This is a genomic window from Streptomyces sp. NPDC057136 (assembly GCF_042670885.1).
Classification (GTDB): Bacteria; Actinomycetota; Actinomycetes; order Streptomycetales; family Streptomycetaceae; genus Streptomyces.
Genome location: NZ_JBHUUV010000001.1, coordinates 440,082 through 457,239, shown reverse-complemented (window position 1 = coordinate 457,239; position 17,158 = coordinate 440,082). Strand labels below are relative to the sequence as shown.

Below are 17,158 nucleotides of genomic sequence, written 5' to 3'. Positions count from 1 at the left end.
TCAACCCGTCTTTCCCTCACGGGACTTCAGCGCGATCTGCCACCGGTAGAAGCTCATCGCCAGAGCGAAGTCGAGCCCCGCCCGCCCGTCGAGGAAGCCCCGCCGGTAGAGATACATGTACGCGAAGGACACCAGAGGCTTGAACGGTGCCTTGTGGAAGAGCTGCCCCTGGCGGGACTTCACCTTCCGCACCTGCTCCTTGACGTCCGGGTGGTGTTCGAGCCACGCCTCCCAGTCCGAGTAGCGGTTGTGCCGCTCGAACCAGGCGGTGACGGGATCGAGGTCCTGGTGCTCGATCGGGTTGGCCAGCGAACCGCTCGTGGGCGCGACCGGCTGGTAGTGGCCCTCCACCTCGCCGATCCCGGGGGCGTCGAGGTCGCCGACCTCCGGATACTGGCAGCGGGTCCGGTCCGTCAGGGACCGCTTGCGGATGGTGTAGCCGTGCCGCAGCCGCTTCCCGGAGAACCAGTAGCCCAGCGGTATGTCGTACGCCGCCGGCTTCTCGGCGGCCGGGTCGGCGAAGATCTCCCGCAGTTCGGCGAGCAGCCCGGGACTGAGCCGTTCGTCGCCGTCGAGCAGCAGAATCCAGTCCAGGTCGGTACGGACATGGTCCAGGCACCATTGCTTCTTACGGGGATGGCCGCCGTCCCAGGTGTACGTGACCACCTCGGCCCCGCACTCCTGGGCGATTTTCGCCGTGTCGTCCGTGCTGTCGGAGTCCACCACGACGACCGCCTCGAAGTGGCCGAGTACCGATTTCACCGCCTCGGCGATGTTGAGACCCTCGTTCTTCGTGGGGATCGCGACCGCGATCGGCAGCTTGCTCATCCGTCGTCTCCTTCGGGCAGCCAGGCGTAGCAGCCTGTAGAGGTAAAGGTGCGCGCCGTGCGGGGAATGGTGATCCGTGTCGGCTTCCCGGTGTCGGACGAGCCCGAGTCCAGGGCCTTGCCCGCCCCGTCCTCGATTCTCCAGGTGCAGTCCTTGGTGGGGGCGGCCGAGCGGTAGCTGCCCGCCCGGAGCTTCTTGCCCGTGTGGGTGCCGTCGGCGTAACCGAGGGCGGCTTCGTCCACCAACTCCTGGTGCTGGGTGCACAGATGGGAGACGGCGGGCTTCGCGTCGGGGATCTCGCCGGTCACGATCGAGCCGACGGCCGTGTCCCGGTCGACCTTGACGAGGTAGCGGAGCTTGTCGCAGGTCTCCTGCCCGGTCTGGAGCACCGCGGCCGGGTCCATGCCCTCGGGCACCCGGTCTACCAGGAACTCCTTCTGTTTCTTCGTGAACGACCCGGTGGCCGGGGTGATCCGGTCCGCGGGCACCTTGGGCGGTTCGCTCGTCGCGCTCGCGGAGGCGTCGGGACCGGGTTCTTCCGGGGCTCCGGTAGACGGTCCGGCGACGGGGGGCCCGGAGGCCGCGGATTCTGTGGCACCCGCGGCCTCCGGCCCGTTCCCCTCGGCGGACGAGCCGCAGGCTGCCAGCGCCGCCGCCAGTACGACGACGGCGGCGCCGGCCAGGAACGGATACTTCATCAGCCCGTCCTCAGGGCGTAGTGCGCGCTGACCTGGGAAGAGCTCAGCGCGGTCGGGTAGACGGCGGTCTCGTCGAGCTGCCCGGCGAAGAAGTTGCTGGTGGGACGGTTCGGCCAACTGCTCAGGTTGTCCCCGCCGACCCGCCAGTAACCCGGGTAGTTCTCGTTGCCGGTGTACAGGAAGTTCGACGCACGCAGCTGCCCGTCCACGTACAACGCCATTCCGCTGGTGCCCTGGGTGGCGACGACATGGTGCCAGCCACCGTCGTTGTAGGCCCCGAGCGAGGTGACCGTCCTGGTTCCCCCGCTGTAGACGCCGAACACCAGCCGCCCGTCGTTGCGCATGTATACGTGCTTGTCGTACGAGGAACTGTTCTGCATGACCCGGTTGCCGAACCCGATGATCTTCCCTCCCCGGGTGGTGGTGGTCTTGATCCAGGTCTCCACCGAGAACCGGGCGGGCGCCGGCCGCAGCCTGTTGCTGTAGGCGTAGTCGGCGGTCCCGTCGAAACCGATCGCGGTCGAATCGCCCGCGACGGCGGCCGGGGTCTGCCGGTAGGCGGGTCCGTTGCGCAGGAAGCCGTTGTCCAGACCGGCGCCGATGTCCGCGGCGAAGGTCGAGGCCCCCTCGTCGTAGCGCCAGTACAGCGACGCCCCGTCGCTGAGGACCCGCGCCGGATACGCCTCGGCCGTGGCCGCCACGGTCGCAGACTGGGCGGGGGACTTGGCGCTGGTGTTGATGCCGTCGCTCGCGGTGATCCGGTACGAGTGGGTCTCGCCCGGGGCCACGTCGGTGTCCGTCCACTTCAGCTGCGGCCGGTCCCAGAAGAGGGAGTAACCCGTCGTGGTGTGTACGGGGGTGGTCGCCCCGTCCTTGTAGACGCGGTAGGTCAGTTCGCCGTCGTCGGTGTCGAAGCTGGTCTGCCAGTTGACGTCGATCTGCCCCGCCTTGACCGTCGACAGGCTGACGTTGGGCACCCAGGGGGCGCCGGTGTCCGGACCGTCGGCGAACCGGGTCAGGCTCTGCTGGGCAACGCCGTTGACCGTGGTGAACTCACCGCCGACCCACAGGTAGTGGCGGCCTCCGCTGTCCGTCTGGGACATCACCCGGGGCCCGACCGGCTCGCCGATGCCGTCGTTGGTGTCCGGGAACCAGGGCAGCAGCTTGGGATCGTTGACGGACTGGGCCAGCAGATGCTTGCGCGGCTGGTCGGGGAACGCGCCCATGCTGGAGCAGTCATGGGCGTGGCTGCCGCTGTACAGCACGCCGGAGTGGACCAGTACCGACTGGGTGGCACCCAGGCAGGTGTCGCGCCAGCGCTGCTGGAAGTCGTCCAGATCGACGGCGATCCGACCGTCGAAGACACCGCCTCCGGTGCCCTCGTTGGCGGTGTAGAAGCCGGTCGCGTCCGTGGTCAGGTCCTGCACGGTGGACGTGTTCGGGATGAAGCCGGGGTAGCTCTTGGTGAGCGCCCCCGTGGTGGCGTCGACCACGGCCAGTGCGTGCGAGGTGGTGCCGTTGACGGTGAAGAAGTCGCCGCCGAGCAGGACGTGCTGCCCGTCGGGTGTCACCTCGACGGCCCGGGCCACCTCGTCCGCGTTCGCCGTCCACGGCAGCAGGTCGGCGCCCGTGGTGACCGCCGCGAACTTGTTCCGGGTCTGCCCGCCGACGCTGTTGAAGTCACCGCCCAGATAGACGGTGCCGGAGGTGACGGCCAGGGCCCGTACCGTCGCCGAGACGCTGATCTTGAAGTCCTGGCGCGGGGTGCAGGTCGCCGTGTCGATCGCCGCGATATTGCTGACCCCGACATCGTTGACCGCGCCGAACTGACCGCCCGCGTAGAGGGTGTTGCCGTCCGGGGAGAGGGCCAGCGCCCGCACTGTGGCCGTTCCCGAGGCGAGCGTGAACGACAGGGTGCACCCCGTCGGTGCCCCGGTTCCCGCGTCGAACGCGGCGAAGTTCACCGCGGGCTGCTCGCCCGTGCCGGGTGCGGCGTCCGGCGGCCGGACGGTGGAGAAGGTACCTCCCGCGTACACGACCCCGTCGGTCGCGGCCATCGACCAGACGATTCCGTTGGTCTGCCAGGTCGTGAGATCGTCCGCGGTGATCGACACCGGCGGTGTTAGCGCGGCAGCCGTTGCGGCTCCCGCCACTGTGGCGGTCAGGGCTCCGGCCAGCAGGCACAGCGTGGCGGATGCGGCTCGCACCCGGCCACGTGGCCCCCCGGATCTCTGCCCCGTACGTCCGTTCATCATTCAGCTCCGAAGGTGAGAACGAGCTGCGGCCGGTAGGCCGCGGATGATGCCTCGCTCGACCAGATGCGCAGACTGTCCGTCCCGCTGCTGGTCAGGGCGAGTGAGTAGACGGAGCCCAGCGCTCCGCCCAGTGCGGACGCGTTCAGGTCCACCGAGTAGTCGGTGGAGACCGAGGCCGCGTCCGTGATGGTCCCCAGCACGGACGCGGAGAGCGCCGGCCGGGTGTTGTAGGTGACCGCCGACTCGGTCCAGGCGCCGGTGACCGGTACCAGGGTGTGGCTGTCGGTGGAGCCCGCCGTCGCGTCCGACGAGGTGCGGAAGTCGATGCGGGCGCTCCTGAGCACCTGCCCGGGCGGGGCCGCGGGCAGGGTGTAGCGCAGATAGCCCAGATACGGCGTACTGCCGCGCGAGGCGAGCTGGGTGTCGTTGTACGTGGTGTTCGCCGCCACGCCGTTGACGTACGCGTCCTCGTTCGGCGTGAGGGTGACCGTGGAGCCGGTGGGCGGGGGAGTGCTGTCCGCCAGATTGTGGTGGGCGGCCACCTGGGCGGCGGTCAGTGCCGTCGAGTAGACGGCGGTCTCGTCGACCTGACCGGCGAGGTAGGTGCTCGTGGGCCGGTTCGGCCAGGCGTTGCTCATGGCGTCGCCGCCGACCCGCCAGTAGCCGTTGTACGAGCGGTTCCCGGTCGCCGGGTTGGTGCCGACGGCCACCCCGTCCACGTACAGCACCATGCCGGCGGGGCCCTGGGTGGCGACGACGTGGTGCCAGTCGCCGTCGCTGTAGGAAGCGCCCGTGGTGATGGTGGGCCGGGTGGCGCTGCTCCCGATCTGGACGCCGAAGGCGAGGCGTCCGTTGTTCGTCAGATAGACGAGCTTGTCGGAGATGCTGCTGGCGTGGCCTTGGGCGGTTCCGACGCGGTTGCCGTACCCGACGAGCTGACCGCCGCTCGTCGAGGTGGTGCGGAACCACGTCTCGATGGAGTAGGGCGTGGGCGAGGTGTAGCGGTGCATCCGGTCGCTGTAGACGTACTCGTCGCTCCCGTTGAGCGAGAGCGCGGCGGAACCGGCCACGGCCGAGGGGGTGGAGCGGTACGTGGGTGTGTTCCCGTACACCCCGCCGTTGTCGGCCGACGACGCGTCCGCCGCGAACGCCCCACCCGCCTCGTCGTAACGCCAGTACAGCCCGGCACCGTCCGCGAGCGCCCGCTCCTGGTACGGGGACGCGGAGGAGGCGGCGGTGACGGAGGCGGTGGCGGACAGACCGCTGGTGTTGGTGCCGTCGCTCGCCGTGATCCGGTAGCTGTACGTCTGTCCGGCCACCACGTTCGTATCGGTGAACGTCAGCTGCGGCCGGCTGTAGAAGAGCGAGGAGCCGGTCGTGGTGTGGACGGGCGTGGAGCCGCCGTTGCGGTAGACCCGGTAGGTGAGCAGGCTGTCGTCCAGGTCGTGGCTGGAACGCCAGCTGACCTTGACCTGGCCGGCCCTCGGTGCGGACACACTGACCGCGGGCGCGCCGGGCGCGCCCGTGTCGGGACTGTTGGCGAACCGCGTCAGGGCCTGCTGGGCGACCCCGTTGACGGTGGTGAACTCGCCGCCCACCCAGAGGAAGTCGCGGCCGTCGCGGGACGAGACGGTCAGGGCCCGGGGGCCGACCGGCTCGCCGATTCCGTCGTTGGTGTCAGGGAGCCAGCCCAGCAGCGCCGGATCGTCGACGGACTGGGCGGTGAGGTGCTTGCGGACCTGGTTGGGGAAGCCGCCCATGGTCGAGCAGTCATGGACGTGACTGCCCGCGTACAGCACGCCCTTGTAGACCCGCAGCGCCTGGGTCGCCCCCTGGCAGGTGTCCCGCCAGCGCTGGTCGAAGGAGTCGAGCTCCATGGCGAGGCGCCCGTCGAAGGACGCACCGCCCCGGCCCTCGCCCGCCGCGTACCAGCCCTCGGACGCCGAGTCGGTGACGATGTCCTTGATGACGGCGGTCGACGGGATGAAGCCGCCGCTGTAGGCGCGGGTCAGTGCGCCGGTCGAGGCGCTGGTCACCGCGAGCGCGTGCGAGTCGGCGCCGCCGACGGTGAAGAAGTCCCCGCCGATCAGCGCACTCTGCCCGTCCGGGGTGGCCTTCAGTGCCCGGCCCGGGGCGTCCGCGTCGGGGTTCCATCCGGTGAGGGCCCCGGCGGCGGTGACCGCGCCGAAGAAACGCCGGGTCTGGCCGTTGACGGACTGGAAGTCGCCGCCCGCGTACACCGTGCCGTTCGGGGCGACGTCGAGTGCCCGCACGGTCGCGCTGAAGTCGGGCGAGAAGGCGGGGCGGGTCCGGCAGGTCGCGGTGTCGATGGCGACCAGGCCGTTGGCGCTCGCGCCGTTGACCGCGTTGAAGTAACCGCCCGCGTACAGGGTGGACTTGTCGGGCGAGACCGCGAGCGCGCGCACGGTCGCCGTGCCGCTGCTGCGGGTGAACGAGAGCGAGCAGCCGGTCGGCGCACCGGTGGCCGCGTTGAGGGCCGCGAAGTTCACGGCGGGCGTCGTGCTGCTCCCTGCGGGGGCGCCGGCCGGCCGGACATTGGAGAACGTGCCGCCCACGTAGACGACCCCGTTCGCCTCGGCCAGCGCCCAGACGATGCCGTTGGTCTGATAGGTGGAGAGGTGGTCGGCGGTGAAGCCGACCGGCGGTGTCAGTGCGGCGGCCGGGGGCGCGACGGCCCCGGCCGCGGACAGCACACCGGAGGCGAGGGCGAGCACCGCGGCGAGCGCACCGCAGCGGTTGCGTCCGAGGCGTCCCGGCCCTCTCATCGGTGCGCCCGGGCGGCTGCTCCGCTGAGCTGGTCGTCCAGCCGGCGGATGTCCGCGTCGACCATGATCCTGGCCAGCTCCTGCGACTTCACCGAAGGCTTCCAGCCGAGCAGCTCCTCGGCCTTGGACGCGTCCCCGATCAGCGCGTCGACCTCACTGGGACGCTCGTACTTCGGGTCGTAGCGCACATGCTCACGCCAGTCGAGCCCGGCGTGCTCGAAGGCGAACTCCAGGAACTGCCGGACGCTGACGCCCTCACCGGTGGCGACCACGTAGTCGTCCGGGCTGTCGCACTGGAGCATCCGCCACATCGCGTCCACGTACTCGGGGGCGTACCCCCAGTCCCGTACGGCATCGAGATTGCCGAGGTGCAGACGGTCCTGGAGCCCGGCCCTGATCCGGGCCACCCCACGGGTGATCTTCCGGGTCACGAAGGTCTCGCCCCGGCGCGGGGACTCATGGTTGAACAGAATGCCGTTGACCGCGAACATCCCGTACGCCTCACGGTAGTTGACCGTCGCCCAGTACGCGTAGACCTTGGCGACGCTGTACGGGCTGCGCGGGTGGAACGGCGTCCGCTCGTTCTGCGGCGGCGGGTTGGCGCCGAACATCTCGGACGAGGACGCCTGGTAGACCCGGGCGTCGATGCCACTGGCGCGCACGGCCTCCAGGAGCCGGATGGCACCGAGCCCCGTGACGTCACCGGTGTACAGCGGTGCGTCGAAGGAGACCCTGACGTGCGACTGCGCCCCCAGGTTGTAGACCTCGTCGGGCTGTATGTCGCGCAGCAGGTTCACCAGCGCGACGCCGTCCGCGAGATCGGCGTGATGGAGCACGAAGGAGCGGCCGGCTTCCTCCGGGCCCTGGTAGATGTGGTCGATCCGCTCGGTGTTGAAGCTCGACGAGCGGCGGATCAGGCCATGGACCGTGTACCCCTTCTCGAGCAGCAGCTCCGCCAGATACGAACCGTCCTGGCCGGTCACGCCGGTGATGAGCGCGGTCTTCGCCATGGTTCCCCCCTTCTGTCCGCCCGAGAGGCGGTCTCACCGAAATTTCAGAGTTTGAGTGTTCTGCGGTAAAGGTTCACTGACTCACATGGCTCCTGGCAGAATCCGAGCCATGACGACTGATCTCCCCGGCCTTCCCCAGGAATCCGTCCGCCCCCTGCTACGACCAGGCTCCCGCGTGTTCGTCGCGGGCCACCGAGGTCTGGTCGGCTCGGCGTTGGTGCGCCGCCTCGCCGCCGACGGCCACGAGGTGCTCACCCGCGGCCGGGACCTCCTCGATCTGCGCGACAGTGCGCAGACCGAGGCGTATCTGCGCGACGTCCGCCCGGACGCCGTCGTACTGGCCGCCGCCAAGGTGGGCGGGATCATGGCCAACAGCACCTACCCGGTGCAGTTCCTGGAGGACAACCTGCGCATCCAGCTCAGCGTGATCGCCGGGGCGCACGCGGCCGGCGCCGAGCGGCTGCTCTTCCTCGGCTCGTCCTGCATCTATCCCAAGCACGCCCCGCAGCCCATCCGCGAGGACTCCCTGCTCACCGGCCCGCTGGAGCCGACGAACGAGGCGTACGCGCTGGCGAAGATCGCCGGAATCACGCAGATCCGCTCCTATCGCAGGCAGTACGGCGCCGCGTACATCAGCGCCATGCCCACCAACCTCTACGGCCCCGGCGACAACTTCGACCTGGAGACCTCGCACGTCCTGCCCGCCCTGATCCGCCGGTTCCACGAGGCCAAGCGGGACAGCGCGCCCGAGGTGACCCTCTGGGGCTCGGGCAGCCCACGCCGCGAGTTCCTGCACGTCGACGATCTCGCCACCGCCTGTGTGCGGCTTCTGGAGTCCTACGACGGGGAGGACCCCGTGAACATCGGTTGCGGCGACGACCTGACGATCAGGGAACTCGCCGAAACCGTCCGTGATGTGACGGCGTATCAGGGAAGCATCGCCTGGGACACGTCCAAGCCCGACGGCACCCCGCGCAAGCTCCTGGACGTCTCCCGCCTGACCTCCCTCGGCTTCAAGCCGCAGATCCCGCTGCGCGACGGCATCGCGCGTACCTATGCCTGGTGGCTCGGACAGCGGTCCCCGCAGAGCTGAGGGCGCGGACCGGCCGCCACCGCGTACAGGGGCTCCTCGCATCCGTTCCCCGCCCACGTCAGTAGGCCCCGCGGCCGTCGGTGACGGCGCGCACCGTACGGGCGAGGAGCCCCATGTCCGTGGCCACCGACCAGTTGTCGACGTACCAGAGGTCGAGCGAGACGGTCTCCTGCCAGGACAGGTCCGAGCGCCCGCTGACCTGCCACAGGCCGGTCAGCCCCGGCTTGACCGCGAGCCGCCGGTGCTCGCGCTCGTCGTAACGGGACACCTCTTCCGGCAGTGGCGGACGGGGACCCACCAGTGACATGTCACCCCGCAGTACATTGATGAGCTGCGGGAGTTCATCGAGCGAGGCCCGGCGCAGCGCCCGGCCCACCCGCGTCACCCGCGGATCGCTGCGCATCTTGAACATCGGACCTTCGGCCTCGTTCGCCGCGCTGAGCTGCGCCTTGCGGACCTCGGCGTCCGCCACCATCGTGCGGAACTTCCACATGGTGAAGGGCCGGCTGTGCTGGCCGTGGCGGATCTGGCGATGGAACACCGGGCCGGGCGAGGTGATCCGTATGGCCATCGCGATCACGAGCAGCAGCGGAGCCAGGGACAGCAGCCCGAAAGCGGCGCCGACCCGGTCCACGAGCGTCTTGAGCACCGGCTGCGGACCGCTGCGCAGCGGCGGGGCGATGTGCAGCAGGGTCAGCCCGGCCGCGGAGGAGAGCCGCACCCGGTTCGCCGCGGTCTCCGACAGCTCCGAGAGCACGCACAGGGGCACTCCGCTGTCGTGCAGCCCCCACGACAGCCGCCGCAGCCGCTCCTCCGCGAGCTCCGGCCCGGGAGCCACCAGCACGAGATCGGCGTCGTGGGCGAAGGCCCCGCCCAGCACGGTGGAGAGGTCGTCCTCCGCCGGAGTTGCGGCGAGTCGGCCGGGAACCGGTGCCTCGCAGCTCAGAGGGGTGGCCCCCACGGGTATAGCGGCGGCCACCGTATAGGCGTGGTCCTTACGGGAGTTGAGCAGATTCACCGCCCGGTCCACGCCCGCCGCCTGGCCGACCACGAGCACACGGCGCACCGCGAGCCGCCGCCGGGCGGACGACAGCCACTGCCGCAGCCCCGATACCAGGAGCGTCACCGCGAGGCCGGGCACCAGGGCCACCACCGCGATCGCCGGGTCGACGGACTCACCGGACACGGTGAGCAGCACGGCGAGCACCCCCACGAGCAGCAGCCAGTCACCGGTGGCGCCCAGTGTGCCCCCGGTGGCCCCGGGCAGCCGCTGCGCGTACCGCCCGCGCGCGGAGCGCACGACGGCCCACACCAGCGCGGACAGCGCCGCAGTGATGAGCGGTGCGGGCTGGTCACCGGCCTGCTGGACGAGCCAGGCCGGACCCCCCAGTCCGAGTACATCCGCCAGGACGAGCAGCGGCAGCTGCCGGCCAGGACGCTTCCTGGCCCGGGGCCGCTCGGTGTGTGCGCGCTCCGCGGTCGGCGTCCTCCACAACTGCTCCAGGGCCGCGTTCCGGTTCCTGGACGCCGCGGTGCGTGGTCGTGGCGCTCCTGCCAGTCCAACGTGCCCGGATATGTCTGTGTCAGGTATTTCGACATGCCCCATGAACCCCCCAGCCCAAGTCGCATCCCCACAAACGGGACGCACCCGTCGATCCCATGGACTGACGGATGCGCCCTCGCTCGGTGCACGATATCCACACACGTGCCATTTCGCTGGAGTTCCAGTGAAGTTCAGACAGGTCGGACGGTTCGCATCTCGTCCGGTTCCGGGCGGGAACTCAGCTTCTGTGCACGCCTGTTCGGCTTTCCAGGGGTTCGGCAAGCGCTTGTCGACCGGACGAACCGGGCGTAACTACCTTACGCGGGTGCGATATTGAGTGGTCCTGGGCGCGAGAGGCGGTGGAGATTGACACATGCTGAGAACCCGTCCGTTCACCCTGCGGGACGCCGATGTGCTCACCGGCTGGCTCGACGGCCCCGACGCCCTGCGCCTCTGGTTCGGGCAAGCCTTCTCCTGGCCGCTCGACCCACCTCAAGGGCACCCATACCCCGGTAGGGTATGGGTTGGTCATATATACCCCCACCCTGTATCTCTGGCAAGTGGTCGGGGGATGTGCCGGGCATGGACTTCTCGACCGTCCTCATGGACTCTTCGGCGCTCGCGGCCACCGCCGGTGGCAGGGCCCCTAGGCTGACGGACCGTCATGACGCGGCAGCCCCGGCCGTTCTTGTCGCGTACGGGACCGCGTGACCCGGGCGATGCCCGGATGCCCCTTCAGCCAGCTGCCCTTGGAATCGCCACAGAAGGCTCTCCCCCGACTCCGAAGAGGTCCTCACCCGCATGCCTGAACTCAATCGCCGCCGCTTCCTGCAGATCGCAGGCGCGACCGCCGGCCTATCGGCCCTGCAGGACAGCATCGCCCGCGCCGCCTCGATCCCCGCCCGGCGCGTGTCCGGCACGCTGGCGGACGTCGAGCACATCGTCGTGCTGATGCAGGAGAACCGGTCCTTCGACCACTACTTCGGCTCGATGAAGGGCGTACGCGGATTCGGTGATCCGCGTCCCACGTCGCTCCCGAGCGGGAAGTCGGTCTGGCATCAGCCGGACGGCGCCAAGGATGTCCTGCCCTATCACCCGGACGCCGACGACCTCGGCATGCAGTTCATCGCAGGTCTCAACCACGACTGGGCCGGCGGCCACAGGGCCTTCAACAACGGCAAGTACGACCAGTGGATCCCCGCCAAGTCCGCGGGCACCATGGCGTATCTGACCCGCGAGGACATCCCGTTCCACTACGCGCTCGCGGACGCGTTCACGGTCTGCGACGCCTACCACTGCTCCTTCATCGGAGCCACGGACCCCAACCGCTACTACATGCTTTCGGGGCACACGGGCAACGACGCCAAGGGCGGCGGTCCCGTTCTCGGCAACGAGGAGGCCGGGTACGGCTGGACGACGTACCCCGAGCGCCTGGAGCAGGCCGGGGTCTCCTGGAAGGTGTACCAGGACATCGGCGACGGCCTGGACGCGAACGGGTCCTGGGGCTGGATCAACGACGCGTACCGCGGCAACTACGGTGACAACTCGCTGCTGTACTTCAACCAGTACCGCAATGCCAAGCCCGGAAACCCGCTGTTCGACAAGGCCCGCACCGGCACGGACGTATCGAAGGGCGACGGCCTCTTCGACGTCCTCCGCGCCGACGTCGGCGCCGGAGAGCTGCCGCAGATCTCCTGGATCGCGGCGCCGGAAGCCTTCACCGAACACCCGAACTGGCCCGCCAATTACGGCGCCTGGTACATATCCCAGGTTCTGGACGCACTGACCTCCAACCCGGAGGTGTGGAGCAGGACCGCCCTCTTCGTCACTTACGACGAGAACGACGGGTACTTCGACCACCTGATCCCGCCGTACCCGCCGTCCTCCGCGGCCCAGGGCCTCTCCACCGTGAGTACCGCGCTCGATCTCTTCCCCGGCAATTCCAAGTACGCGGCCGGTGTCTACGGCCTGGGCCAGCGGGTCCCGATGATCGCCGTCTCGCCCTGGAGCACGGGCGGTTACGTGTGTTCGGAGGTCTTCGACCACACGTCGATCCTCCGGTTCATGGAGCGCCGCTTCGGTGTGAGCGAACCGAACATCTCGCCGTGGCGGCGCGCCGTCTGCGGCGACCTCACCTCGGTCTTCGACTTCGGTCTCCGGGACACGACGCCCGCCTCGCTCCCCGGCACCGACGGCTACCGGCCGCCGGACGGCGACCGGCACCCCAGCTACGTACCGAAGCCGCCCGCGGTCGGTGTCCTGCCCGTCCAGGAACCGGGCTCACGCCCCTCCAGGCCGCTGCCGTACACCCTGGTGGCCGACGGTACGGCGACCCCCTCGACGGGCCGCTTCACGCTGTCCTTCGGCGCCGGTGCGCAGGCCGGCGCGTTCTTCCACGTCACGTCACCGAACCGCACCGACGGCCCGTGGACGTACACCGTGGAGGGCGGCAAGACGCTCACCGACACCTGGAACACGAGCTACTCGAAGGGCGTGTACGACCTCTGGGTGTACGGCCCCAACGGCTTCCTGCGCACCTTCCGCGGACCCGGCACGACCGCGGGCCCGGAAGTGACCGCCCGCCACGACAACGTCGCCGGCACGGTGGTGCTCACGATGAGGAACCCGGGCGTCACCGACGTCAACCTCACCCTGAGCAACGCCTACGGCGGCGCCCCGCAGACCTTCAAGGTGGCCAAGGGCGCCACGGTGACCCACACGGCCGACCTGCGGCCGAGCGCGCGCTGGTACGACCTGACCGTCGTCTCCGACGGGAACAGCACCTTCCGGCGACGGTTCGCCGGACACGTCGAGACGGGCGCCCCCGGCGTCAGCGACCCGGCGATCATCACCGGCTGACCGGCGTTCCTGCCCGGGGGCGGCCCCGGGCAGGAACGAGCACGGTCTCAGCCGCGCACCTCGAAGCGGTACAGCGAATAGCCGTACGTCGTCTGCCGTTTGATGCCCTGCATCCGCACATGGCGGGTGGTGACGGGCTCGGGGAGCTCCACGGTGTCGACGCCCGCAGCGGTCCTGGCGCGCCGCTCGGCGACGGTGCGCCACTGCGTACCGTCGTCCGAGACCTGGAGGTCGTAGTCGCGGCCTGCCGCCGCCTCCCAGTCGAGCTCGATACGGCGAACCGGCTGCGGCGCACCGAGATCGACGGCGATCCACTCGCTGTCGGTGTACTTCGAGGCCCAGCGGGTGCCGGGGTCCCCGTCGGTCGCGTTCGCCGCGACGAGGGTCGCGGTCTCCTCCGACGAGGCGGTGGTCGTGCGCCCGCGTGCCAGGTCGGGGATGTCGAAGACCTGCACCGACCAGAGCGTCCAGCGGATCTTGCCCGTCTCTCGCCCGCGCACCCGGACGAAGCGCGCCCGGGTGGCCTCGAAGACCAGCTCGTCCCAGCCGGGCCGGCTCCGGTCCCGGCGGCTCACGGCAGTACGCCACGCATCGCCGTCGTCCGAGACCTCGATGTCGTACGCACGCCCGTACTCGGGACCCCAGTCGAGCCGCACCCGCTGGACGTCGCGCACCTGTCCCAGGTCCACCCGCAGCCAGGGCCCGCCCTGCTCCGTCCCGCTGGTCCAGCGGGTGACCGGACTGCCGTCGGTGGCGTACCCGGCGTGCGTTCCCGAGGAGGCGGTCGCGGCGGCCCCGAAGGACACCTGCTCGGGTTCCGCGAGCGTCGGGGTGACGGTGGCCAGACCGGGACCGAGCGCACCACGCCGCAGCTGTGCGGTGAAGGCGGTGTACGGCAGGCCCGCCGCGGTCCCGCTCCACATCTTCTGGCCGAGGATGCCGAAGGTCTTCTCCACCAGGCCGTGGACATCCTGCTGGGTGTACGTGGCATGCACCAGGTCGTTCCAAACGGCCGACATGGCGCCGCGCAGCTGCGGGTGGCCGGGCGTCGGGCTCTCCTGGCCCGGGAAGACATGCGGTGCCCAAGTGTCGTACAGATAGCGGCCGTCGAGACCGTGCGGGTGGTAATAGGTGGCGAAGGGGACGATGTAGAGCAGGGAGTCATTGGTGTTGACGATCTCGTAGCCGTCGGATGTAGCGGCCCGCGGCCCGTACCAGCCGTTGTTCCAGCTGTGGATGGTGACGTCCCGGTCGTAGGTGCTCGTGTCCCCGGTCATCTCGGTGAGGCTGCCCCAGGCGCGCGGATGCTTGCCCAGGGACCGCAGATGGGCGGCCATCCCGTTGAAGTACGCGCGGTAGTGCGACTCCGGGCCGGTGTACTCGTCGGCCCCGTAATGAACTTCGGGGCTACGGAACCACGGAGTGAACTCGTTGAAGACCTCCTTCATGAAGGCCATCGTGTCCGGGTTGCCCAGGTCGAGATGGTCACTGTTCGCACCGCCCAGGCCGATGTCGGGGCGGACGCGCACGAAGGAGCGGGCGTGGGCCGGGGCGTCGATCTCCGGGGTGAGCTGTACGGCGTGCAGTGCCGCGGTGTCCTCGAAGGAGTCCCAGTCGGCACGCGAGTAGGAGCCGTCGGGCGCGGCGAGACCCTCGAACGCGGGGTTGTCGCTGCGCAGCCTGAAGGCGTCGTACGCCTTGCTCCAGTCACCCTCGGGCGGGCGGATCTCGTTGTCGTTCAGGTGGAGTTGGAGGTCGTTGAGCTTGAACCAGCCCATCACCCGCAGGTAGTCGCGGATGAAGCCGGGTGTGAAGAAGCGCCGGCCGACGTCCAGCATGAAGCCGCGCAACGCGTAGTCGGGCCAGTCCTGCGCGGTTCCGGCCGGGACGGTGCGGCGCTGTTCGTCACGGAGCAGGATCTGGAGCAGCGACCGGGTCCCGTAGTACACACCGCTGTACGCGGGCGCGGTGATCGTCAGGAGGTCCTCGCCGGCTTCGAACGCGTACCCCTCCTGCCGGTATCGCTCGCCACCCCTGTCGTGCCGGGCGTTGGGATCGAGCCGCAGTACGACGTCCCCCTCCCCGGCGCTGCCTGTGACCCGCGCCGCCGCCGGCCGGATGCCGGTGACATCGGCGATGTCCTGCGTCAACTGCCGTGCGAGCGGCATCAACTGCCGGGCATCCTCCGGGGCGACCACCACCCGTGAGGACCCGGTGAGCCGGAATGTCCCAGTGCCCCCGGCCCACTCCTGCAGAGCGGGAGCGACAACCGGCCGTGGGTTGAGGCCCTGCTCGGCCATGCCCCGGTCCTCGCTGCCGTCGGCGGCGTACGCGGTGAGAGCTGTGGGACCGACGGGGAGCGTCGTGGCGGCCATCGCCGTGACGACGCTCCGCCGGGAGAGGCGCGGAAGGGGTGATCTCTTGCTCATGCGTGGTCCTCCTGGAGACGTCATGAGGTGGGAGTCGTTCCTGTCAGCAGTGGACTACACCACTCAACGCACCTATGAGGCAAGAGGATCGACAGCCCCAGGTCGCGAGCGCAGCCCGCTGCGACGCCTGCCGGACAGGGGATGGTTCACCCCTTCCGGAGCGGCACCTCACGTACCAGCCAGGCGGCGGCGAAGGCGACGGCTCCCAGGAGCGCGGCCCCGAGCACCACCCCGTGCAGCCCGCTGGTGACCGCGGTCTCCACCGCCTCCCGTACACCCTCCGGCATCCCGCGCACCGCCTCGGGCGTCCACGAAGCGCCACCCTCCGGCATGCCGCTCGACGCGAGCCGGCTCGCATAGACCGCGCCGAGCACCGCGATGCCCAGCGAGCCGCCGATCGTGCGGACGAGGGTGGCGGTGCCGGTGGCTGCGCCCATGTCGCGCGGCTCCGCACTGTTGATGGTGAGGAGCAGCGTGCTCTGCATCAACAGGCCCATGCCGAAGCCGAGTACGAGGGTCAGCGCGGAGGTCACCGCCGTGGGGGTTTCCGTGCCGACCGTCAGCAGCGCGAGACCTCCCAGCGCTGTCAGCGCACCGCCGAGGACGGGATACACACGGTACCGGCCGCCGTTGGCGATGAGCTTCCCCACGAGAAGCTGCGCCCCGAACATGCCCCCCATCAGCGGGAGCAGCAGCATGCCGCTCGCCGTCGAGGACGCACCCCGTACGAACTGCATGTACAGCGGGAGATAGCTCGCCGCCCCGAGCATGGCCGCGCCCACCAGGAAGGTGAGCACCTGCGCGACGGTGAAGTTGCGGTCGGCGAAGAGCCGGGGCGGGATGACCGGCTCCGCGGCCCGTCGCTCGACCCGGGTGAACCAGACCAGGGCTCCGACGCCGAGCACACCGAGCCCGAGGATCTGCGGCGACGACCAGTCGTAGGTCGTGCCGCCCCAACTGGCCAGCAGTGTAAGGGCCAGAATGCCGGCGGAGAGCAGCGCGGCCCCCGCGTAGTCGATGCGCGCCGTGATCTTCTCGGTGTGCAGACGCAAGTGCAGTCCGATGATGAGCAGGGCGACGGCGCCGATGGGCACGTTGACGTAGAAGACCCAGCGCCAGTCCAGCTGGTCGGTGAGGAAGCCGCCGAGCAGGGGCCCGCCGACCAGGGCGACGGGCATCATGGCGCCGACCATCGACTGTGAACGGCCGGTCTGTGACGGCGGCAGCATGACGCCGATGATCGAGATCGCGCCGACCATGAGGCCGCCCGCGCCGAGCCCCTGCACGGCGCGGAACGCGATGAGCTGCACCATGTCCTGAGCGAGCCCGCAGAGCACGGAACCCGCGAGGAACACCACGATCGACCAGATGAAGCTGCCTTTGCGCCCGTACAGATCACCGAGCTTGCCCCAGATGGGAGTGGAGACGGAGGCGGTGAGCAGATAGGCGGTCACCACCCAGGGCAGGTGATCGAGGCCGCCCAGGTCGCCGACGATCGTGGGCAGGGCGGTGCCCACGATCGTGCCGTCGAGCAGTCCGAGCATGAGGCCGAGCAGCAGCCCGAAGAGCACGGACTTGGGCAGGCCGCTCTGCTCGGCGGGCGGCTGCGCGGTGCTGGTCTCTTCCGTACGTCGACTCATCGTTCCCCCTGTCGAAA

11 protein-coding genes are annotated in these 17,158 nt (G+C 69.9%); 3 read left to right on the top strand and 8 right to left on the bottom strand.

All coding sequences use genetic code 11. The features are described from left to right. From ACFT7S_RS02090 to gmd, 5 genes are read right to left on the bottom strand one after another with little or no spacing between them, the layout of a single operon-like run. On the bottom strand, nt 1–828 hold the full coding sequence (locus ACFT7S_RS02090; protein WP_382725650.1) for a glycosyltransferase family 2 protein: 828 nt from the start codon (nt 826–828) through the stop codon (nt 1–3). Then, nucleotides 825–1,526 carry a hypothetical protein gene (locus ACFT7S_RS02085; protein WP_382725647.1) on the bottom strand — a complete coding sequence of 234 codons (702 nt, stop codon included), beginning with the start codon at nt 1,524–1,526 and terminating at the stop codon, nt 825–827. The genes ACFT7S_RS02090 and ACFT7S_RS02085 overlap by 4 nt, the downstream gene beginning before the upstream one ends. Next, a complete protein-coding gene (locus ACFT7S_RS02080) occupies nt 1,526–3,781 on the bottom strand; it encodes a LamG-like jellyroll fold domain-containing protein (protein WP_382725645.1) in 2,256 nt (751 codons plus the stop codon). Before ACFT7S_RS02080 ends, ACFT7S_RS02085 begins: the two co-directional genes overlap by 1 nt. Further along, nucleotides 3,778–6,567 (bottom strand): LamG-like jellyroll fold domain-containing protein, encoded by a 2,790-nt coding sequence (locus ACFT7S_RS02075; RefSeq protein ID WP_382725643.1) that lies wholly within the window; start codon nt 6,565–6,567, stop codon nt 3,778–3,780. Before ACFT7S_RS02075 ends, ACFT7S_RS02080 begins: the two co-directional genes overlap by 4 nt. Next, the gene (gene gmd / locus ACFT7S_RS02070; RefSeq protein WP_382725640.1) at nt 6,564–7,577 is read right to left on the bottom strand and encodes a GDP-mannose 4,6-dehydratase; all 1,014 of its coding nucleotides are present in this window, start codon (nt 7,575–7,577) and stop codon (nt 6,564–6,566) included. Before gmd ends, ACFT7S_RS02075 begins: the two co-directional genes overlap by 4 nt. 109 nt (nt 7,578–7,686) lie before the next feature. Here gmd and ACFT7S_RS02065 point away from each other — a divergent pair, with 109 nt between their 5' ends. Next, nucleotides 7,687–8,670 (top strand): GDP-L-fucose synthase family protein, encoded by a 984-nt coding sequence (locus ACFT7S_RS02065; protein WP_382725637.1) that lies wholly within the window; start codon nt 7,687–7,689, stop codon nt 8,668–8,670. A gap of 58 nt (nt 8,671–8,728) precedes the next feature. Here the strand turns inward: ACFT7S_RS02065 and ACFT7S_RS02060 are convergent, their stop codons facing one another. Beyond that, the gene (locus ACFT7S_RS02060) at nt 8,729–10,276 is read right to left on the bottom strand and encodes a sugar transferase (protein ID WP_382725635.1); all 1,548 of its coding nucleotides are present in this window, start codon (nt 10,274–10,276) and stop codon (nt 8,729–8,731) included. Between the two features lie 519 nt (nt 10,277–10,795). On the opposite strand from ACFT7S_RS02060, the gene ACFT7S_RS02055 reads away from it, so the two are divergent. Then, a complete protein-coding gene (locus ACFT7S_RS02055; RefSeq protein WP_382725633.1) occupies nt 10,796–10,924 on the top strand; it encodes a hypothetical protein in 129 nt (42 codons plus the stop codon). A gap of 90 nt (nt 10,925–11,014) precedes the next feature. Next, entirely contained in the window at nt 11,015–13,072 is a 2,058-nt protein-coding gene (locus tag ACFT7S_RS02050; RefSeq protein ID WP_382725630.1) for a phosphocholine-specific phospholipase C, read from the top strand. Between the two features lie 47 nt (nt 13,073–13,119). Here the strand turns inward: ACFT7S_RS02050 and ACFT7S_RS02045 are convergent, their stop codons facing one another. Further along, nucleotides 13,120–15,501, bottom strand: a complete 2,382-nt coding sequence (locus tag ACFT7S_RS02045; protein ID WP_382725627.1) for a discoidin domain-containing protein — start codon at nt 15,499–15,501, stop codon at nt 13,120–13,122. Nucleotides 15,502–15,647: 146 nt separating this feature from the next. Beyond that, the gene (locus ACFT7S_RS02040; RefSeq protein ID WP_382725624.1) at nt 15,648–17,141 is read right to left on the bottom strand and encodes a DHA2 family efflux MFS transporter permease subunit; all 1,494 of its coding nucleotides are present in this window, start codon (nt 17,139–17,141) and stop codon (nt 15,648–15,650) included. Between the last annotated feature and the right edge of the window lie 17 nt (nt 17,142–17,158).